Source organism: Aliikangiella coralliicola (assembly GCF_007004725.1).
In the GTDB taxonomy this organism is placed as follows: domain Bacteria; phylum Pseudomonadota; class Gammaproteobacteria; order Enterobacterales; family Kangiellaceae; genus Aliikangiella; species Aliikangiella coralliicola.
In genome coordinates, this window is record NZ_ML660163.1 from 38,729 (window position 1) to 60,958 (window position 22,230).

At 41.0% G+C, this 22,230-nt stretch carries 11 protein-coding genes; 4 read left to right on the top strand and 7 right to left on the bottom strand.

What is annotated here, in order from left to right:
* Positions 1-40 precede the first annotated feature (40 nt).
* Positions 41-358, top strand: coding sequence for a metalloregulator ArsR/SmtB family transcription factor (locus tag FLL46_RS09280; RefSeq protein WP_142893236.1), 318 nt, complete (start codon positions 41-43; stop codon positions 356-358).
* 90 nt (positions 359-448) lie between these two features.
* On the opposite strand, the gene FLL46_RS09285 is transcribed toward FLL46_RS09280, so the two are convergent.
* Positions 449-2,620, bottom strand: coding sequence for a sensor histidine kinase (locus FLL46_RS09285; RefSeq protein WP_168204107.1), 2,172 nt, complete (start codon positions 2,618-2,620; stop codon positions 449-451).
* A 13-nt stretch (positions 2,621-2,633) separates the two neighbouring features.
* Complete coding sequence (locus FLL46_RS09290; RefSeq protein ID WP_142893238.1) at positions 2,634-3,350, bottom strand: response regulator transcription factor; 717 nt, start codon at positions 3,348-3,350, stop codon at positions 2,634-2,636.
* A gap of 336 nt (positions 3,351-3,686) precedes the next feature.
* Here FLL46_RS09290 and FLL46_RS09295 point away from each other — a divergent pair, with 336 nt between their 5' ends.
* From FLL46_RS09295 to FLL46_RS09305, 3 genes are read left to right on the top strand one after another with little or no spacing between them, the layout of a single operon-like run.
* Positions 3,687-4,220 (top strand): PspA/IM30 family protein, encoded by a 534-nt coding sequence (locus FLL46_RS09295; RefSeq protein ID WP_142893239.1) that lies wholly within the window; start codon positions 3,687-3,689, stop codon positions 4,218-4,220.
* Positions 4,217-4,813 carry a hypothetical protein gene (locus FLL46_RS09300; protein ID WP_142893240.1) on the top strand — a complete coding sequence of 199 codons (597 nt, stop codon included), beginning with the start codon at positions 4,217-4,219 and terminating at the stop codon, positions 4,811-4,813. Before FLL46_RS09295 ends, FLL46_RS09300 begins: the two co-directional genes overlap by 4 nt.
* Positions 4,814-4,827: 14 nt before the next feature.
* The gene (locus FLL46_RS09305) at positions 4,828-6,060 is read left to right on the top strand and encodes a vWA domain-containing protein (RefSeq protein ID WP_142893241.1); all 1,233 of its coding nucleotides are present in this window, start codon (positions 4,828-4,830) and stop codon (positions 6,058-6,060) included.
* 47 nt (positions 6,061-6,107) lie between these two features.
* On the opposite strand, the gene FLL46_RS09310 is transcribed toward FLL46_RS09305, so the two are convergent.
* The 5 genes from FLL46_RS09310 to FLL46_RS09330 all read right to left on the bottom strand — a co-directional run bounded on the left by FLL46_RS09310 (position 6,108) and on the right by FLL46_RS09330 (position 21,296).
* Entirely contained in the window at positions 6,108-7,622 is a 1,515-nt protein-coding gene (locus FLL46_RS09310) for a trypsin-like peptidase domain-containing protein (protein ID WP_142893242.1), read from the bottom strand.
* A 311-nt stretch (positions 7,623-7,933) separates the two neighbouring features.
* Entirely contained in the window at positions 7,934-10,948 is a 3,015-nt protein-coding gene (locus FLL46_RS09315; RefSeq protein WP_142893243.1) for an Ig-like domain-containing protein, read from the bottom strand.
* A 261-nt stretch (positions 10,949-11,209) separates the two neighbouring features.
* Positions 11,210-15,430: a hybrid sensor histidine kinase/response regulator transcription factor gene (locus FLL46_RS09320; RefSeq protein WP_142893244.1), complete on the bottom strand. Its 4,221-nt coding sequence runs from the start codon at positions 15,428-15,430 to the stop codon at positions 11,210-11,212.
* 250 nt (positions 15,431-15,680) lie between these two features.
* Positions 15,681-17,681 carry a patatin-like phospholipase family protein gene (locus tag FLL46_RS09325; protein ID WP_142893245.1) on the bottom strand — a complete coding sequence of 667 codons (2,001 nt, stop codon included), beginning with the start codon at positions 17,679-17,681 and terminating at the stop codon, positions 15,681-15,683.
* A 198-nt stretch (positions 17,682-17,879) separates the two neighbouring features.
* The gene (locus FLL46_RS09330; RefSeq protein WP_142893246.1) at positions 17,880-21,296 is read right to left on the bottom strand and encodes a PKD domain-containing protein; all 3,417 of its coding nucleotides are present in this window, start codon (positions 21,294-21,296) and stop codon (positions 17,880-17,882) included.
* Positions 21,297-22,230 lie beyond the last annotated feature (934 nt).

Sequence of the window (22,230 nt, forward strand, 5' to 3'; positions counted from 1 at the left end):
ATTAACTATATAGTTAATTAGTTAAGAGATTTATAACAGTATGGAATCCGTATTTCAAGCATTATCTTCAACAGTGCGCCGAAAAATATTGGCCTATTTGTCTAAAACCAGCCTAACAGCCGGGGAAATTGCTGACCGATTTGAGATTAGTAAGCCCGCTTTGTCCAAACATCTCAATGTTTTGATGAACGCTGGATTGATCGAGAGCGATAAACAGGGGCAATATGTCCATTATCGATTGGTCAAAAATAACTTGTTCGCTTCGATGAACGATTTTCTGGTTAATTTTTGCCCGGAAGGTAGGCCTTTAAAGATGGAGAGTGCAGAGATTGAAGCGGGTAAAAAGAGCAATAACTAATTGATTGACAAAGAGTTGTATTTCCTGACTACCTTCAACGCCCTGGTATAACACTAATTCCTTTTATTAATATTGAAGTAGAAGTCTCTTCTAGAAGTCGCCGAGGTCTGAGGCAGAAAATCGCAAAATAAACTCAGCACCGACATCATGATTTTTAACCTTAACACTGGCATTCATTGCATTAGCGAGTTCCTTCACCAATGCCAAGCCAATTCCTGTACCTGCATTTTCTCGCGTCATTTCACTTCCAGTTCGATAAAATAATTCAAAAATTTTATTGATTTGTTTTTTAGGAATGCCGGGGCCAAAGTCTCGCACTGATACGACAATCGAGTGCTCACGACCCGCTCTAATTGAAAAATTAACTTGTTTTAATTCTGACTTACTTGAGTATTTAATCGCGTTATCAACTAAGTTAATTACTATTTGCACAAAAGCATCCGCGTCAACCAGAATACTTTTGCTTTCAACTTCAGATTCAATATCAATCTCTAACTCAAACTCGCTTTGTTCTATTTGAGAATTAATTTTCGAATGGATTAAACTGACTAACTCAGCAACTTTTACTGGCTTCAACTCAAGGCTAAGGGCATTACGACTGACTTTAGAAATCTGCAATACATTGGCGATCAGTCGCGAAAGCCGCTCAGCTTCATTGTAAATATAATCATAGTATTCATTTCTTTTCTGCTCGTCCATCCAGCCTTGTTTGAGTATTTCTCCATACATTCGAATGGAAGTCAGCGGCGTTTTTAATTCATGACTGACTGACGACACGAAATCTTGTTGCTGTTGTGCTAACAACGATTGTCTTAACGTTAGTCGATACAATAAGTAAGTTCCTAAAACCAAAACCAGAATTAAACTCACCGCGACCATAACAACAAAGCTCGCCCCAGCTCCGGTCGGCATTTGCGTTACACGAAAAACCAATGACAGTTGGTTAAAAGGTTCAGATAACGAAGTGGCGAATAATTGTTTTCCTCGCATGGGAGGTTCGCGACTTGAGCTAAACTTAGAATTATACTCTGTGTTTCCCAAATAAGACTTTAAAATACTACTACCATAAACAACATTAAGACTTGCAACCTCACTCAAGGGAGATTGAACGTAATGTCGTTGAAATGCTTGTTCAAAAAATTTCTCAGCGGATAAAATAGCTCCCTGAATGATTCTTTTTTTATTTCTCCAGACTTGTCGATAAGCAACAAAATGCCCACTTTGCAACAAACTAAACCGAAAAGGCTCTAACTCACTTTCGAATAAATTAATTTGAATTAGCGTTTTATCTTCAGGCGAAATTTCTTTCAGTGAAGAATCTATCGACTGTTGCGGTATATAATTTTGTTCTACCCTGTTCGCTCTTTGCCGTGCCGCTGATGGTTCAGAAGCAACCTTGAGTGATTTCGGTTGAATACTACTGGCTCCTTGTGCGTTAGAACTTAACTGGGCACGATCAAAAGTCTCTCCTAGCCCCAAATCTCTGGAAATTTTTTTCTGCTCCTCCATCGATTGCAATTTACTAAAGCCCGCGTTGGAAAGTTTCTTCTTTGCTTTCAGCTGGCTTATTTTCTGGCTAAGCTCTGACCGATTGAACTTATCGATACTAGCCCCTTCAGCGTCGTTCCCCCCCACATTCTCGACACTAGCATCCTCAATCTCTTCAGCGGCCTCGGCCAAGGAAGATACATAGTCAGCTTCTTCATGTTCTGTCAGTTCTTTTTTGAGTGTTTCTTTATTTATCCCTGAAGGTTCTGAGTTCACATCATTTTTTTCTGCAAAGCTGGTGACCAATTCATTCCTGCTCAAGATGGATCTCACCGTCAATTCGAGTTGACTCCGCAACAATCTTTCAGCAGTGCTAACGCCATACAAATTTGACTGATTTGTCTCTTGTGGTAATAAGGGCGTACTGAATTTTCCTTGTTCATCAACCTGAAAGTAGCCAATCATTCCAGGCAGCTCAGAAACTACCGGGTACTTCGAAAGATCGGAACGCTGTACGAACTTGGCTTGTGGGTCGCCAGCCAGGTTAAGAAAACTATAATCAGTATCAGTACGCGCTTCTTCTTTTGCAATAGCTGTTGAAAGCGTATTATCAATCTGTCTTGCCAGTAATTGCGCATCTTGCTGATATTGGTGAAAAGCTTCCCAACGTAATTGCTCATAAGCCTTCCAACTTAATATTCCCGAAGGTATCGCAAGCGCAAGAAAAAAAATTAAAAACAGCAAGCGAAGTTTTGATGAAGATAGTCTGTTCATACTAAAAACCCGCTCATTGGCTAGACTCAACATCAAATAACAGCCGATAGCCTGCGCCTCGAACAGTTACCAGAAATTGTGGCTGTTTAGGATCGACTTCAATTTTCCTTCGAATTTTGGCGATATGAATATCAACGGTACGTGTCTCAATGGCCAATTCAGGATCATATCCCCAAACTTCCGCCAACAACTCATCTCTTGATACAGGTCTATCGTTATATTTTTGCAAATATTCTATCACCTGAATTTCACGGCGAGTAAAAGCAACTGACTTATTTTCAATTTGAATAGAGAGATTGAGTAAATCGATTTCTCGATCAGGACTTAAGCGAATTCGACTCGATTGACTATTTACTTTCTTTGAACGGCGTAATACCGCTTCTACGCGCAACACTAACTGTGCAACCGAAAATGGTTTAGCTACATAATCATCTGCGCCGAGCGTTAGCCCCTGAATCACATCTTCATCGGCTGTTTTAGCAGTCAACATAATAATCGGCTGATCTTTATCTTTTTCACGAATCGACCGGCATATATCAAAACCATTTAATGAAGGCAACATGACATCCAAAATAATTAAATCGAAATCACCGGAAAGCGCTTTATCTAAACCGACTGCACCGTCCTCAGCGAATTCAACCTGATATCCATGGTAGACAAATACATCGACTAATCCAGTTCTAATCGCCGGTTCATCTTCAACAATTAATAGAGAGTTCTCTTTTGTCATCGCCGTATCATCATCGTTTTTTAACAGTATATACCATCTACCTTAGCATATTAACAAACCGAAACTTTAACACTCGATTCTTAATTTCTAACTTCTAATTTCTAACTTCCGTTCCCTCAATCCAGGTATCGAACCTCCCTTCTCCACCCTAAGCTAATATTACCAGCTGCCGCGCCATCGAGCAGGTAAACTTTTTGTAAACTTTCCTTCGACAATATTTACTTTTTCATGTCTAAAAATTTCTCTCCACCAGGCATAGACTAACGGCTACTCACTTTTAGTGAACCATTTACTGATTGGCTTTAATTATTCATTCATCCCCAAAGGAGATAAGCGATGGCACTCATAAAACGACTAGGTAACCTGCTAACGGCCGACGTTCACGCAATTTTGGACTTACTTGAAGAACCCCTGGTATTACTAAAGCAAGCTATCAGGGATATGGATGCTGAAATTGAAAAGCAAAGGCAATCATTGAACGCCTTACAAAAAGAGAGCGTTAGGCTCAAAGAGCAAAAGCAATTACATGACGAAGAGCTAAAACAAATCAACCAAGATCTGGATTTATGCTTTGAAAATAAAAGTGCTGACCTCGCTCGAGGATTGGTTAAAAAGAAGCTACAGCTGAAAAAGTTAGTTCAACAAACAGAACAAGCTATCGAGGCACTTCAGAAAAATCAAACCGAGCTGGAAGCTCAACTGGAAGATAATCTTTCGAAGTATGAGTCAATGTGCCAACAATCAGAACTTTTGATGTCCCGCGAGAACAGTCAGGTGCAAAGTCAGAAATACTCATCGAACTTTCATGTCACTGAAGATGAAATTGAGATAGCGTTACTCAATGAAAAACAAGCCAGGAGCCAGTCATGAAATCACTTACTTTCATCAGGGCAACTCTAATCGGCTTGGGCTTAAGTTTGCTCGGTTCAATATCTTTTTACGGTTTACAATTTTTTTACACAGACAGTAACGCACTTCAATTAACAATTAGCCTGGTTGCTTTGGTTTATATCGGCACATTACTAGCCTACAGTAAAAGTAAAGCGGGTCGGCTAACGACCATTCTAGTTTGCCTTGTCGGTAATATCGCATTGCTGTATCTGTTTTTGCCAATCAACCTGCTTATCATTTCGATATTGCTTTCAGTCTGGTTGGTAAGAACCTTATATCATCATCAAAGGTTCATCGCATCAGTCCTAGATGCAGGTCTTTTATTTGCGGGCTATTCTGCAGCCGTTTGGACTTTATTTGCCACTGGAAGCTGGTTTCTATCTTTCTGGCTTTTCTTTCTCATACAAGCATTAACCATTTTTATCCCACAGCTTGTCAATAACAAAAGAAACGCGTTCTTTGAGCACTTCAATTCGGAAATCAGTGATCTTGAATCGTCTGACAGAGATTTTCATACGGCTTATCGTAACGCTCAAAATGCTATCAAACGACTTTCTAAGTCTCATCAATAATCAGGAGAAAGACAATGAAAACCAAGTTACTCGTTGCCTGTATATTTTCGATTACATTAATCACAATAATGGCAGTCGCTTCTCATCAGCACCTGAATATTGATAATGAATCGCTACCTCCTGTTCGCCCCGCAGAAACCAAACCGTTACCTTTAACGGTGATAAATACAGTCGCTCATAAACCAAAAATCGAGCTCGTATTTGCATTAGATACAACCGGTAGTATGAGTGGAATGATCAACGCAGCCAAAGAAAAAATCTGGTCGATTGCTTCTACCATGGCGGCTGCGAAACCAACGCCAGACATTAGAATTGGGCTGGTCGCTTATCGAGATAGAGGTGATGACTATATAACCCAACGTGTCGATCTATCTGCAGACCTGGACTCAGTTTACGCAGCATTATTAGATTTTACAGCAGCCGGCGGAGGTGACGGTCCTGAGAGCGTTAATGCGGCTCTTTACGATTCAGTTAACAGGATGAGCTGGAGTCAGGATCCCAATAGCTATAAGGTCATTTTCCTGGTTGGAGATGCGCCCGGTCACAATGACTATCAAGATGATATTCCTTACACGACTACGTTATCCAACGCGGCGCAAAAAGGGATTATCGTTAACACAATTCAAGCAGGAAGAAATACTATGACAACTCGCGCTTGGAAAAAAATTGCCGCGCTTGGGTCTGGTAACAATTTCCAGGTTGATCAACAAGGGGGCGCCCTGGCCATTTCAACACCTTATGATCAATCAATTGCCGAGGTATCCAGGGAGCTTGATGACACGCGAGTTTATTATGGGACTCCTGAAGAAAAAAAGATTCAACTTAGAAATAGGCAAGCTACCAACAAACTACATACCTCCTCGACGTCTTCATCATTAGCAAGACGAGCAAAATTTAATCTCAGTGAAGGTGGAAAGCAAAATTTCGCGGGCAACGGTGAGCTACTTCAGGCACTGGAGAACAACGAAATCAAACTTGAGAATATTGAGAAGGAGCAGCTCCCCGAAGCGATGCAAACGATGGAGTTAGCACAAAGAGAAAAGTTCGTTCAACAAAAAATGGCACAAAGAAAAAATATTAAACGCCAACTGGTAACGCTTTCAGAAAAGAGGGATGCGTACATTAAAAAACAGTTAGCAAAATCAAAAGATGCCAAAAATAGTCTAGATGAAAAGTTACTTGCGACAATTAAAAAACAAGCGCAATCTAAAGGATTAGACTATGAAGATACTGAGAACAGTTATTGATAACCGCGCATATTTCAAACGTTAGCGTATGAAATATGCGCCTCTCTTTAATCTTCAATTCCCATAGCATTCAAAGCGTCGGCAATAGGAATAAGATAGTTAATATTCCTTGAGCCGCCGTCACGAGTAAAAAGTCCAGCGACGGTCACACCGATAACATTGCCATACTCGTTGAATACTGGTCCGCCGGAATTGCCAGGGTTCACAGCAGCATCGGTTTGGTAGAAATTTTGTTGTTGGAAATTTCGCGTGGCTGAAATGATTCCTTTAGTAATTGAAAAGTCTAGCATTTCGTCTAACGGCGTCCCAATGACATAGATAACTTCACCAAGTCCAGCAGTCTCTCGACTGATCTCAAGGTGCTCTCCATCATACTCAGCATTAATCTGTAAAACTGCCACATCTCTTGCCGGATCTTTAATTAACAACTCCGCAGTATACTCAGCACCATTAATAATAACTAATAACTCAGTATTATCATTAACCACATGATAATTGGTCAAAACATGTCCTGAGGACGAAATCACAAACCCACTGCCATGGCCAGAAACAGTTCTTATTGTCGCAGTTGCCTGTTTTATTTTCTCAATTTTTGCCGAAAAACGAGACTGATTGTCACCATAAGTTATCTTGATATCACTCCGTTTTGGATTAGGTTTTGATTTGAAAGCAGAGCTCCTTGCAACGGAAGGCGCAACGATATCGACGAATGCTTGCTGTGAAAGTAAGCTCTCAGCTGCTCGCTTAAAAGCAAACCCAGTACTCTCAACCGCTCGCCCTTCTCGTGGTGCTTTTTTAAAATAATCATCGACTCCTTCCGACTCAGTTCTAAACACAACACGTCTGCTCAGGTTATCAAAAACTTCCCATTTAACTTTCATATAAGTTGAACTTTGATGGTATTGATTGCCATAACGTCTGGTAGAACTAATGCACCGCGCAATCTTTAACTCGGTAATGATTGCCGCGATACTTAAATCACTCGCCTCAGACTTTTGTAGAGCAAACCTTTTTTTCTCCGCCCCGGCAACAGGATAGTTATTGGATTGAAAGCCTTTATTAAATGACGTGCGATAATTCTGCCCCGCCAATTCACCTTGAATATTTCTCAACCTTATCGGTCGTTTAGAATTACAGAGCAAAGCCGTTTGACTCGCTTCTGAGTCGTCATAAGTACCAACCAGCCCTCGTCTGAAACTATTCTTATCAAAATGGTAGAGCTGACCAACTACCGTATTATTTGGGTCATTGTCGGACTCCAGCTCGACTGACACATGTTCTAGAAAGACACTTTTTGAACGCTCTGGGTTAGGATTATTGATTGGTTTAGGCACTTTAATGTCAGGAAAATGGATAGAATTACCGACCACGTTAGTTTTATTTGATTGTAACTCAACCACTACAGGGTCTTTCGATTCTTTCTCTGGCGGCTTATCGGAATAGTGTACTTTTCCGTTTTTATCAACCCATTTATAAACTTTTGCTTCAACCAGACTAGTGGTGAACAGACTTGAGTATGCAAAAATAGCGATACAAAAAATAGATAATGCTCTCAACTTCATTCTCAAACTTTATTCTCAATAATTTAGCGATTGTATCCAATAAATCATTCAAAATTTCGCAGTGGCTAATCAGCATAATACATGCCGTGCAAGGCCAAAACCAGTATCAAGGCTAAAAAATGCCCAAAAAAAACTATGGAAGGTCTATTCTGTCAACTAGAATACTTTAGGTAAATAAAGATGATAAAAAAGTGAAGGAAAATAAAACTTCTACCTCTCCCTCGCCCTCTCCTTCAAAGGAGAGGGGAAGTGATTACTGCTTCAAAGAATAAAATCCGTATTGCAACTGTCAGACTTCATAGTCAAACAGATTAGTTTCCGAACATTTCACTGCCATAAATGATATATGCCTCGCGGTTGTTCTCGTTGATAGTTTTTCCACCAATAACGATATCATCATATCCATCATTATTCAGATCAAACAATCCTGTCATACTGCCAGTTAGTGGATTGGTGGAGTGATAAAACAGCATTCCGGCCTGACCATTTCCACCATTTTCTATTGCCAACGAATCGAGAGTTGTATCTGGCGATATCTTTTGCCCATTTCCGTACAAAACAAATAGCGCGCCAGAACCTTCATTATAACTACCGTCCCAGATTACCAGATCTGCCTTATCATCTCTGTTGACATCACCTTTAGGTCGAACTTTAACACCTGTTCCACTTGATGAAACAATACTCGGTGTTTTCGAATCGACTTTTTTAGGAAGCCAGCCTCCAATGTCAACAAAAGGTTCCATATAAACCACATAAGTTCTATCACCAGACTCCCAGGCAAGATCCAGGTAGCCGTTGTTATCCAAATCGCCAATCGGATAAAACAATCCTGAATAGTCATTGTTTATCGATCCTTTGAAATCAATATAGGGATAATTAAGGAGCACATCAGCCAGGCTCAGAGTAATATTCTGTGCATACCCATTTTCAGCACCGTGAAATACAATAGCTCTAGCCGAGTTGGCACTTCCAAGGTCGGTACGCACCGTTGTTAACGCAAAATCATCTATTTCATCATTGTTCACATCACCCAGTGGCGCAATAGCCCATCCCATATTGCCCTGAGAATAAGGGGAGCCCGGTTTAATGATAATTCCATCTTCTTGAGTGAGCTGCTCGGTATTCAAAGTCATTGACCCATTACGACCTTTTAACACTTTAGTCAGAAGGAATTGTTGAGCAAACTCGTTAGTGAAATACTCGGAAAAGCCGAAGTCTTGATACCCATCATTGTCAATATCGCCAAGCTTACTTAGTGTATGAATTTCACTGATAGTGTCCACGTAGAAAATATCGGGCGAGGTGGCGAAGTTAACCGTTGATAAATGGATACTGGTTGAAGATTCACGACCTAAAACAATAATCAAATCTTTATCACTATTATTAACAGTTACTTCCAGTATGAGATCCTGCAGACCATCGCCATTTATATCTCCGGCGGGAAAAACACGCTGACCTAAGAAATCGGCGGCGCTAGGTCCTGTGACCAATAAAGCTTTACCTGAGGCAAGCAGCTCTTCAAATGATTGTGAGGTTAGCTTACTCATCGCGCCGTAAACTATGTAACAGGCACCGGCGTTGACCAATTCGGCAGAATTAACCTCAATACTTTTTGACTCAAAACAACTAACAAAATCACCGTGTCCGTCACCATTAAAATCACCGATTGATTCCAGGTCGGCAGGAAAATTCCCCACGACATCCTGATCAGTAATTGTTACCCCTTCATTCGGCACTAATGTTAAATCGGCCAAATCAAATTCGACATATTTTTGATCAACGATTTTCCTGACTCGTACTTCAACGATAGTACCTTCGGCAGTATTTCCATGGTTGTCTTCGACATCGTAAGTAAAGCTGTCTATGCCAAAAAAATCGTTTGCCGGGGTGTACTTTAGTAAATCACCATCGCGGCTCACTTGTCCGTTTTGCGGTTGAGAGAAGTTCGTCAATGTTATCGAACCGCCTTGTGACACCCTATCGTTGTCCAATACATCGATAGATTTAGCTTGGTTGATGTGAGTTTCTACGATATCTTTTTCTGGAAACAGCATTGTTTTTGTGACCAGAACTTCCGCCGTCGATTGAACACCTTCACTTTCTATCGTGTAGCTGAAACTATCGGGATTAGCGCCGTAGGTGTGAGCAGTGTAAGAAATCTTATTATTCTCAATGCTTATCTCACTATCCAGTGAGTAGGTAATTTTTATAATTTTCAGATTGCTGCCACCAGTAACCTCATCATTGGCTAGAACGTCCAATACTGTCGTTCGGTTAACCACCACAAAATACTCATCATCGTTGGCGGTCACAACAACACCATTACTACTGTTAACCGTTACCGTCACTTGCGCTGTCGCCACACCGCCATTGCCATCACCAACCTGGTATTCAAATTGATCTTGACCGCTAAAATCAACATTGGGTTGATAGGTCACAGTTAGATCACCGTTAAGCTCAACCTCGCCCGACTGAGGCATTTCAGAAATTACCAAATCAACTAATTCATCATTATCTTCATCGGTATCATTCGCAAGAATGTCAATGACAACGGCCTGGTTAAATTCTGCTACCGCCTCATCGTCCACGGCAACCGGAGCATGGTTTTCTTGAGAACTAACCACAGTTACAATGTTAGAGGGATAACCTATCTGCCCGGTTTGAGCACCCGTTTTCGCAGCCGGCCATACAATAAACTCAATATTCTTCCCATCATCGGCATCAATTAAGGTGTAGTTTTTTTCGGTAGCACCATCAATGACTTCTTTATTACGTTTCCAGACAAATGTCGTGGCGCCCTCAGTATCTCCATCGGCATCTTGGTAGGTGTAATTGCCGGTTAATTCGTCACCAACTCTAACCTCACCATCATTGACATCAGTAATCGAAACATCTGTGGCAATCGGTGCGCTATTTTCCTGAGGATCAATGACCAGCACACCATCTGAAGAATAATTCACTTCACCGATTTGAGTTCCTGTCAACGCTACGGGTATAACAACGAATTGAATCAATTGTCCGGCATCTACTTCATCGGGAATATAAGTTGCTGCCGTTGCACCGGCAATAACAGTGTTGTTTCGCATCCAGGCAAATCTGGTAGCGCCTTCTTTATCGCCTTCTGCGTCTTGATAATTATAGTGACCCTTTAATTCATCACCCACCTGAATATCACCGCCATTAACATCATTGATAGACACATTAACCGCAATAGGAGCAAGATTTTGAGTCGGTGGTGTTGGCTCTCCACTTCCCCCTCCGCCACCACAGGCCACCAACTGACCAAATAAGAAAACTCCGAATAACTGTGCAAGAATCCGTTTCATTGTTACCTCTACTTTATTAACCAATAATCAATGACATTGTTGTCATAAGCAGTGTGTTGCCCCCGCGAAAAAGCCGAAACCTGCAGGAGGTTTCGGTAATAGTCGAACAAGGAGTTAGGTTCGGTTTTTTCGTCGAACCAGGGATAATTATCTTAGAAACAGATAGTTACGCGTTGAACAAAGACGACAGATAATAGTACAGAGACGTCAATTAAATATTTTTTCAATAAAAACTAGCGGCTTTTTTAAAAAATGGATTGCCTATGCCTGGCGATACTCTGTTGGTGTTTTACCAAACTTAGCCTTAAAACATCGAACAAAATAAGTACTGGAACTAAACCCGATACGGTCAGCAATTAGCGCGACCTGCAAATCTTCCTGCAACAATAACGCGCCCTGTTCCAGGCGGTAGTTTCGTAACAGCTCAGTAAAGCTTTTCCCGAGAATTGCTTTAAGTTTGCGCTGTAGCTGTCGATCACTCATAGCCACTGCAGACGCAATAGTCGACAGCGTCAACTCAGGAAAGCGGTACTTGTCACTAATGAGCTGCATAATCTTTTCTAAAAACTCTTGATCTTTGCCACTGAGTGCGCCCGCAACATTTCCAAAATCAGCTCCCTGTTCAGCAACTTCGCTGTAACGGGTCTGCAATATTGTCCTCAGTCCTAATAAATTTTGAATACGCACGATAAGCTCATCAGCGTTAAACGGTTTGGTCACATAATCATCTGCAAGCTCTGATAGACCTTTCAACCGGCTCTCTCGGTCACCTTTAGCGGTTAACAGAATAAAGGGAATATGGCTGGTAGCCAGGTCATTGCGAATAGTTTCCAGCAACTCAAAACCATTCATTTTCGGCATCATCACATCAGAAATAATCAGATCAGGACTCTTTTCACGAGCCATTGCCGCTCCTTGTTTGCCATCGGCAGCTTCCATAATCGCGTAGCGTTGTTGAAGACTTTGCCGTATAAACCCGCGCATCTCGACATTGTCTTCAACCACTAGCAAAGTCTGCTTTTCAATTTTTGCACTGGCTTCGGTAGCGGAAGCACCCGCTTTCGTATTCGTCTCTTTGACTCTTATGTTATTAACATCTGTATCAACATCAGTCGTACGACGGTCGTCAGCAACGGTCGCATGCTTTAACTGTTCAACGATCACTTGTAATTGGTGACTTTCCTCCGGCAGCAACTTGTCTTGATTTATATTGTCAGGCGGACTGACTCGCGATAAAGAAAAGAAAAATGTGCTTCCTTTGCCCAACTCACTCTGCACGGTTATTTTTCCACCAATCGATTCAACAAGCTCTTTAACTAACGCCAGTCCAATTCCTGCCCCCGACGCATAATCATCAGCATTTTCCAACCTTGTAAAGCGTTCAAATATTTTTTGCTGAGCCTCTGCCGCGATTCCACAGCCGGAATCAACAACCTGAAATTGGATGTAGTTGGTTTCACTTTTCAGACTGAGCCTGATCTCGCTACCAAATGGCGAATATTTAAAAGCATTCGAAATTAAATTAAATAGAATCGTTTCAAGTGAATCTTTAGTGCCCGAAACCCACCATGAATCATCAATAGCCGGTTCAATATTTAAGCTGATATTTTTTTCAGTCATTGTCGATTGAAAAGACGACACGACAAATTGGCAAATTGACGCCACATGTAGCGAAACCATAGCGTTACTGCGATCACCTCTTAGACGTGCCAAATCTAATAATTGATCAACCATAAAAAGCAATCGCTGTCCATTGCGTTGAATAAGCTCAACATCTTTTCGTGTCTGCGCCGCAGCCTCCCTATTTTTTATCGCGTCCGCCGGTCCGAGAATCAAAGTTAATGGTGTTCTGAATTCATGAGAAAGGTTGGCAAATAATTGTTCTTTTGCCATAGTGATAGCCATAGCTGATTGTCGGGCCGTTTCTGCGATTTTGCGTCGATAAATTAGCCAGAAAATAAACGACACTAACCCAAGAGAAGCGATTAAATATAAACTATAGGCCCACCAAGTGCGCCACCAGGGTGGTAAAACAGTTATCGATAACGAAACAGGTTCAACTGAATTATCCCAAATTCCTAAATGATTGGTCGACTTTACTTTAAAAACATAGTCTTTCGACGGTAAAGACGTGAAAACCGCCTCTCTGCGAGTTCCATCGGTATACACCCATTCATCGTTGAGGCCTTCAAGCTTATAGGCATACTGCACTGCATCTGTGTTTATAAAATTAACATAGGCAAACTCAATCGAAAAGAAAGTATTATCGGCCGGAATAGTAACTTTACTTGCGTAGTTTATATTTTGACTAAGCACTCCCTCCACATTATCTGCGGAGGGTGTAAGGCTTTTATTCATCACTTTAAAGTTTGTCAGAGCCAGTTGACCAGTTAATTTCTCAGGCTTCACCTCATCAAGGTTTATGTCGAACAACTGATTTCCCGTGCTAATTAAAAAGCGATTATTGTCGAATAAAAAACCATTGCTATTCGCGAGTTGACCGCTAGTATCATTATTTAACCCAAGATATCCTAAGTTCATTGCGCAGGTTATACACTGAGCTTCAATCCGGTTATTGGCTATACTATTTACCCGATATAAATCTTTTGATGAGCTGATTAATAGTTCATTCGAATCTTGCTTGAGGTATAAACCGGTGACTCTTTCCTGGTTAGATTTTTCTAGTTCTGTTTTTTCTAGTTCTGTTTTTTCTAGTTCTGTTTTTTCTGTCGCAGCAACACCAAAACCCTCAATGGTTATTTTAGTGATTTGTTCAGACTGTAAATCGAATTTAAATAGCCCAAGCTTTTCACTACTGACCCAGATATTCTGTTCCCACTTTAATACCGCATAAACATTACCTGTTAAAAAAGGCAGCTGTGTATATTTTCGCGTCCTTTTATCATACCAGTACAAAGATTTATCTAATTTTTCAGCGTTCCCTGATATCCACAGCATTTTCTCCGCATTAATATCGATAAAATTTACCAGGTTAAAATCAAGACCAAGATTGGAAAAACGATCAGTAGTCTCATCATATTGAATGAATCCGGAGCCCTTGCTTTTTGAGTGCATAAAAGTCGTGCCATATAAAATGCCACTCGCGTCGGGATGCAAAGTTAAAATAGAATTGACCGCTAAGTTCTCGTTCGTATTACTACTAAATTGATATTGCTTTGATTGATTTGTTTTTGGATTATAACGGTAAGCGCCGCCGCCGACAGTCCCCACCCAGAGTTGATTGTTCTGATCAAAAGAAAGATCGGTGATAATCTGGTTAAATGTGGTTAACTTTTCAAGTCTATTATCCTTTTGAAAACGATAAACCGTTTTACCGCAAGCGAAATAGACACTTTCATTAAATTCAAACATACGCAACGGTGTACAATTATCCTCTCCCATATTGAGCCACTGCGCCAGGTTCCTGGTGTTTTTCTTGAGTTGGCTCAATCCGCGTAATGTTAAGGCCCACACGGTTTGTTGATTGTCAAAAAATAAACCGCCAAAAATCCCGTTAGTCGATAGCGTAGAATTGACTCCTTTAACTTCTCGAAAGTGGGAAAAAGTCTCGGCCTCCGGGTCAAACCTGACCACACCAGAATTATGCAGTCCCAACCAAAGGTAACCGTCCAAATCTTCTACAATGCTCGTTGTCAAGTTAGCCAGCATCCCTTTTGTCTTCACTCGCTCATTAGATTCATCTAAAGGTGTATAATGTTGAAAGTTTTGAGTTGCCGGGTTAAATCGATCAATTCCAGTCACAGTTCCCAACCAGATCTGCTTTTTGCTATCTTCAAAAATAGAGATAACAAATGCGCTGCTAACTGAATCGGATTTCTTAGGGTCGTGTTTGAAACGCACTAACTCGTCGTTTTTAAATAGATAAACCCCATTAGTATTTGCAGTGGAACACCAGATATTGCCACTAGAATCGAGCAACAATCTGACAATGTTATCTGAAGCCGGAATATCAATTGATAATTGTTTTTTTATCGCCAGTGTTTGTTCGTCGAGAACAAATATCTTACTGCCTGAGGCAACGACAAGCTCAGAATTTTTTTGCACGAGTGCATCGATTGGCAAATTTACCAACTGACTATGCAAACTTTCATCATCACCATAATAGACAAACTGTTCTGACTGGAATTCATAGGAAACCAGTCCAAAATCGCTAGTGCCTATCCAAAGGTTATCTCCACCTCCCTTTATTACGTCAGTAACATTTGATATCGAAAATCGCTGAAATTCAAGCGAAGTTTTCAAGTCACTACCATCATAACGAAACATGCCATCGTCGCCGACTAACCAGATAAATCCCCGATGATCTTGCGCAGCAATGGCAATTTTGCCTAACTTGGTTTTATTGACCTGCTCGATATTAATCACTGGCGCACCAACATTGATGAATTCAAATGCAAAAGCGGGCGTTAAAAAAAGAACAGATAAAACGATGGTAGCTCGAATAAAATGACGACTTAGCATATTAACTAACTATTTAAACTTTCAGCTGGAAAACGGTGAATTGGGTTAGACCTGAGTATACTGTGATTTTTTATTGATTTGTTATAGATTGATCGTATCGATAAAAATTCAATATTTATTCCCCCGGTTATCCTCGCACGGCAGGATGTTTTTTAGACTGGTGTGCAAAAAAATGCTTTGACGTCAACCACAGCCGCCCCGAATTAAAACTGGAGCGGCCGGAGTTTATCTTTGAACTGATTTAAAGGCTTTACTGATACAAATCAACAAACACATCGCAATGACTTTTGTCAGCAACACACCAGGCAGTCAAGTTTGCCAGCAAATTGATTTCAGTTGGGGTTAATTCTGTATTCAGAGTTCCATAATATGGAAAGTCATCGGGCAGCAAAGCTTTGACATCATCAGAAAGCTGGCTCACCCACTGTTCGACCCAGTTGGTATACACCCAAACAACATTAATATTATCTCGCGTCTTCACGCCAAACCATTGATTTTCAACAACGTCCATTGTCTGTTTAAATGTTGCAGGCTTGTCTTCTCCATTTCCCGTTGCTCCCCACAATCCGGTAAGTAATTCGGCAAACTTCTTTGCCGGAAACACTTTACTGTTGGCATATTCAGGTGAAGAAGGTTTGCTATCGCCTTGATAAAGTTGATAAGTTCCAGAATCTGAATCAAATGGCTGGTATCCAAACAGTGGTGGAATTTGCGAATCCACTTTAATGTTGGTAGTAATTTCAAGGGTGGTTTCGTCTACCAGAATATGGCTCTCATCGTTGATAGGTTCAAGTGGTGTCGGCGTATTGACAAATGCAATGACATTATCAATATCTTGATACGACAACATCGCCGCGACACCGGTATTCTCCAAGCTTCCTCCGTCTGCAAATCGAGTTGCTTTAATGTCAGTTTCTGGTTTTGCATCGGTCACAGGCCAATAATAATACTGTGGAATGATATTTTTGATACCAATTTCTTTCATATCGGCTTTAAGTGCTGTGTGAGTAAATCCTAGTTTGGTGACTTCTTTTTGAAATTCGCGTCGTGTTTTAGTAGCTGCTTTGGTCGATTTTATTTGGCTGATAAAATCTTTAAGCGAATCGCTCTCGCTATCTAACAAATGATCACCTAAGAACTTTTCTGCAGCGTCACCGCGTTCTTCAACGGCTTTCAAATATTGGTCGAAATCAGCTTCCCAGGTTTTAAAAATATTCTCTAGCGTTTCTGCAAATGCCGCGCTACTCGATCCCACAATATCTAATAAAGAAAACGGCCTGTTTTCAGAAATTCCTACTAGATTTTTTTCATCACCAACACCGATATCGATCAATTCAGAATTGAAGGAAAATGAAGTAACACCGCCGCCACCTGGTTTCTTGCCATTGGCGTCAGTTCCGCCGGGTTTCCCGATAATTCCAGTATAAAAAGGCGTGCATTGAACCGGAGCCAGAAATTTAAATCCTTTACTGCTCACAACCAGATCAGGTCTTGCATCATTAACAAACATCGCCGTATTACAAATTAAGAACGGTCTTTCGACTCTGCCATCATCTTGCGAAAGCTGATGCCCCGTTAAATCTCCAAACGTCGCATTTTGATAAGGAAAGCTTTTAATTTGCTCAATCGTTGACTCGTTAAATGTAAAATAGGTTGTAGGTGCTTCAGCTTCTCCCGGCGTATAGAGTCCGTATGGTTTTAAAATGTTATCGGCAATAACAGTTTGCCATAACATGTGAGCTGGTGTTCCATGAAATTTGTAAAGCCAGAAAGCTTGCAATGCAATATCAATGACAGAGAAGTTGGATGTGATATTTTCACCGGCGTTACCAGCGGGCAATTCATCTAATGTTTCTGATAACTGGTGCCCAGTAGTTTTCGTCGGAACTAGCTGTCCAGGATCATCAACATAGGTATTTAAATAATCATCATCGGTAACCGCAGGGTCGGTCAGATAGGCATAAGTGACGCCTAACCAGGAACCACCGGACACAGTCGATATGGCTTTGGTTTGTGACAGCAAATCTCCGTGACCATTTGACAACGTTTTAAGTGCACGAAGTTGTCCCATAGCTGAGCTCAAGGCTCTAGAACCACCACCGCTTAAACAAACACCCACATTACCCGGCGTTGGATTTTTTCTGTTTTTAACAAAATCATCAACTTTTAAACCTGCCGAAGGTGTCGGTGTTAATTCGGCGGTAAATTTTTCTGCTTTGGAATTTTTTCGAAATAAATTTAACACATCCATCGTCTTTGCTCCTTTGCCATTTCATTGAGTGAAAACAGTGCAACGATGAGTATAGGATATTAAATGGTAAGATTTAGCGGCGATTAGAATTTGTTTTTTTATTTATCTCAAATTGATAAATAAAATAGGAAAGCGGCGAAAATAATTGACGGTTTATCACCAAAAAGCAATAAACCGTCAATAAAGAATATTAAACCATTAATTCGCGCGACAGCCAGCGTCAAAGTCAACCATAATTGTGGCTCCAGTCCCCTGGCCACTAATCTTCAGATAAGACCAATACTTGGTATCACCCGAAACTTCGATGCACTCACTATTAGTCGCTCCTCGCGATTCAGCGTCAAAATCGTTATCACTTGGCCAGCCATCATTTTTATAGAGTACGTCAAGATTCCCCTGACCATGTCCCATGGTAATCGCAATACTCTGATGTTCATTAACATTACCGATACTTAACCAGATAACGCTCTTCTCTCCCAAACAGGTTGCGACCCCCGGCTCAAGTCGACCGCCAGTAACCGGCGACTGCGTTTGACAAGCATCAGGTAATTCGTTGGCACTTGCGGTGACATTCGCGCTGGTGCTAACAGAATGACTGACACCATCATCATCGGTCACCGTTAAAGTCACCGTGTATTGTCCGCTGGTGGAATAATTGTGAGTTGGATTCTCATCTGTACTACTGTTTCCGTCACCGAAATCCCAGAGATAGCTTTGAATAAAGCCATCAGAATCGGTTGATCCCTCACTGCTAAAGTCGATACCGGTATTAACGACGCCAGAATAAGGACCATTGACTTTAGCCGTAGGCGCTTCATTACTCGCCTCACTGATCAACACACTATAATCCTCTATTTCACCGTCTCCCATGTCACCACAAGCCGAAGAAGGTTCGCTATGGTATTTCATGGCGATGCGGATGCGCGTTTTTACGCCGACTACCCCTTGCGGAATATTGATATTGCCAGTCACGGTTCCTTTACCAGAAAGACCGCTCAATACTTTTTCGTTACTGTTGTTAAACTCTCCATCACCGTCAAAGTCAATCCACGCAACCCAGTGCTCGCTGTAGTTTCCGCCGGCAGTGAGTTCAATCGAATTGTCACCTTGAACAAACGGAATTGTTAAGCTGGTGTTATCCGCATACCCGTCAGCCTCACTGGTATTTTCAAAACCATTAGCGGCTACCTTGGCAATCCACTCATATTTGGTATTGCCTGTTACCGAACAATATTCAACATCACTAACAGTGACTTCCGCTGTATCGCTATGACTCGCACCATTATTATCGGTGACAGTCAACACGGCGATATGGATCCCTGCCGAAGTATAAGCGTGTTGAGGATTAGCCTGATTACTCGTTTCACCGTCGCCGAATGTCCAATGGTAATTCAAGATTGTTCCATCAGTATCAATCGATCCTTCACTACTAAACTGTATGACCTGGTTGGTGTTAGCTGCGTATGGTCCGTTCGCTTCAGCAGTTGGCGTCTGGTTTTCTTGATTGACAGTCACTAGCGCAGAATCACTAGCAATATTTCCATCGTTATCAGTCACAGTTAATGTTGCAGTGAACTCGCCGCTAGAGCTATACGCATGTTCCGGATTTGCCAGGTTGCTCGTATTTCCGTCACCGAAATCCCACTGATAACCGGTGATGCTTCCATCATTGTCGACGGAACCAGCACTACTGAAATGAATACTGTTACCGACGTTTCCAGTATAGGGACCGTTTGCTTCTGCGACAGGTAACTCTGATGCAACTTGTCGCTCATAATAAACGGTTAAAGTCGCGCCACTATAATCAAGGAAAGGCACAAGCAAAAGATTTAACTCTCCACCGGAATTTATTTCACAATACTCACTCAGTCTGGGGGCACTAAAAGGGCCACAATCAAAAGTTTCCGTAGTAGGAACCGAATTCACACCAACATAAAGATCAGGATCACCCTCGTATCCACCCGCAATAACCACTATCGTTCGCACCGCGTCAGCAGGTACTGTCACTTTGTAGGTCTTTGGTTCATCACCTTTGGTCGCGCCTAGATCTTTCTCCTCTAGCAAGAAAATCCTCTCACAGCCATCACACAAAGTCGGATCTTCTGCGCCGATAATTTGTAAATGCGCGTTGCTGTAATCTGAAAACGCATCGATGGTTGTATAATAAGTTTCGCTATTTGAAGGCCCGGTTATCGTGATTAGTTCCGGCGTACCACTTGAGCGGAAAGAAATAAAATCAGCGGTCCAGGTATCGCCATTTTTTTCAGGCGCGACGCCTTTTGAAACATATAAATCAGGATCTTCGGTGTAGCCATCCAGATAAAAAGCAACCGCCTCTGTACCAACAGGAATATCGACGGTCACAGTATCTGTCTCGCCTTTTTGTGCAGAAATATTTTCTACTTCTTTAATCAGTTCACCCTGAGGTTTCGTGTCCACTCCAGAACCATCCCAAGGATGCTCTGCATTACTGGTTAAGTCTTCTAATCCAACCGCGATCAAGTTTTCGTTTGACCATAAAGTTGCTCGTGCTGCACCATGAAGCGCCGCAGTCATACGTTTAACCTGGTCACCGGTGTACATCGCATAATTATTGGAATAATGCATGAAATTTTCGGTGTTGGTTGGTTGTCCCAAACAGTTAGTCGCGTTGCCCTGAAGAATACTGCTACTCATTTGTGGTGTGTCACACACTCTATCACCCGTTGACGCACAAAATGCTTCTTGGTGAACGGAGCAACTATCTCCGTCAAAAACATGAGGCAAGTTTAACCAGTGTCCAAACTCGTGAGTTAATACTGAGCGGAAGTTTTCGCTGGTATTAGTTCCAACGTAATCGCCGTTGTAAACAACTCGAGCAGTTCCCGCTTCTGACATGCTCACTTGTGGATACCAGGCAACGCCGGAATTATTCGTTTTACCGTCATCATACAAATCATGCATGAAGTAGATATTCATATATTTATAATTATCCCAGGAGTCGGCCGCAATTTGTGCATTAAATTTTGAACCATCTCCATAACCAGCCTGCTCACGATCGTAGCGAACGATACCATTTGTTGAATTACCGTCAGGGTCTTTTTTCGCCAAAACAAATTCAATATCAAGATTTTCTCTTATTGCCTGAAACTCTTCAGCAATGGGTCCGTCTTGAGTATTCAGTCCGCGAAAATCCTCGTTCGTCTTATTTAAAGCATCAATAATTTTTTCATCGGTTAAGCAGTTACCGCCGTTATCACAATTGAAGCGAGACCCATATACATGAACAACCACCGGAATATAATATCGTCCTGGGGCACCATCGCCGACAGCAGCTGCCTTGTTTTTTTTCAAAGATAGCTGGTTTAAAATTTTTCTTGATAAGCTTGATTTATTTTTTAGATCTGATTTGTTTTCTTTCTGAACCTGTGACCAACTTTGGCCATTAAAATCAGTGCCACAGACATTTCCCACCGTAGCGCTTTTTAATTTCAGATCAGCAAACTTAACACTACTAAAACTGAAGTGTGATTCATTGACGTTATTTTTTTCCTGAGAAACTCCTGCAGATGCAACACAACTTATTGCTGAAAATAGCAATAATATGGGGCGAACTACTTTGGATTTGTAAAGCATTAAAATTTCCTCCAATTGTTTTTGTTTGTCATGAGAGTCGAGGCTCCCTTTTTTATTTTTTGCATCCAGCATTTCAACCTGGCTTTACATTAGCCAGTAAAAATTAGCTGCTGGATTCATCGGTCCTAGTTATTTTTTATTGGTAATGTCGGGGAACAATCACTCCCCTTTTATTAAAATTTTTAGTTATCGAATTGATTATGTGTAAGCATGAACAATACATCAGGCAGCATGCATTGTATACAATATATTATAATATAAATAAGATTTATTGAATTAAAATTTAACTTACCGCGTTCAATTTTAAATTTGGATAAATAGCTTGGTTGGAAAGTAAGGCTAGGCTGAAAATTTATTTGAGACTGCATGAGTTTAATAATTCATGCGCATTCGTAGGTTAATCACAAAGTATCTTTCTGTGGTTTATTATTCCGCGGTTAATTAATTTAAATTACAAAATTGAGTAGTAATGGCTTGTTTAAAAATAATAAATAATGTTATTCAGATAGCTGTTAAATAAAATGTTCACAGATAAAATATATCTGATACATTTTACCCCGGCTATCGAATTATTTTGTACTAATGTGAGCTTGACGCGAAATAATCAGACTCATGCCCTATTGCTGCTTTCACCTCTCGAATTTCTATTGTGTCCTGTGTTAAATCAATACAAAGTTCGACAGGCTCTAATCGAGTTGAATCTAGGTTTAATCAATGAGCAAATCATTCTGGAAAACGAGCGTTATTACGAAGCAGTTTTAATTTCTACTAAAAAAACATTCCTATCTCTTCCGTAGGATCAATTATGTGGGACTTTAAAAATCCTGTTCACAGAGATTATTTGACTAATTTAATTTCACACTATCAGCGAAAATCGAAAGATAAAAGTCAAAACACTGAGGAGTTTATCGATGCTTATAGTCAATTAATGGAT

Coding starts and splice junctions, on each gene's coding strand:
- FLL46_RS09325 (WP_142893245.1), bottom strand. CDS start 17,681: ATGGATGTGTTAAATTTATTTCGAAAAAATTCCAAAGCAGAAAAATTT.
- FLL46_RS09310 (WP_142893242.1), bottom strand. CDS start 7,622: ATGAAGTTGAGAGCATTATCTATTTTTTGTATCGCTATTTTTGCATAC.
- FLL46_RS09330 (WP_142893246.1), bottom strand. CDS start 21,296: ATGCTTTACAAATCCAAAGTAGTTCGCCCCATATTATTGCTATTTTCA.
- FLL46_RS09290 (WP_142893238.1), bottom strand. CDS start 3,350: ATGACAAAAGAGAACTCTCTATTAATTGTTGAAGATGAACCGGCGATT.
- FLL46_RS09300 (WP_142893240.1), top strand. CDS start 4,217: ATGAAATCACTTACTTTCATCAGGGCAACTCTAATCGGCTTGGGCTTA.
- FLL46_RS09305 (WP_142893241.1), top strand. CDS start 4,828: ATGAAAACCAAGTTACTCGTTGCCTGTATATTTTCGATTACATTAATC.
- FLL46_RS09295 (WP_142893239.1), top strand. CDS start 3,687: ATGGCACTCATAAAACGACTAGGTAACCTGCTAACGGCCGACGTTCAC.
- FLL46_RS09315 (WP_142893243.1), bottom strand. CDS start 10,948: ATGAAACGGATTCTTGCACAGTTATTCGGAGTTTTCTTATTTGGTCAG.
- FLL46_RS09280 (WP_142893236.1), top strand. CDS start 41: ATGGAATCCGTATTTCAAGCATTATCTTCAACAGTGCGCCGAAAAATA.
- FLL46_RS09320 (WP_142893244.1), bottom strand. CDS start 15,430: ATGCTAAGTCGTCATTTTATTCGAGCTACCATCGTTTTATCTGTTCTT.
- FLL46_RS09285 (WP_168204107.1), bottom strand. CDS start 2,620: ATGAACAGACTATCTTCATCAAAACTTCGCTTGCTGTTTTTAATTTTT.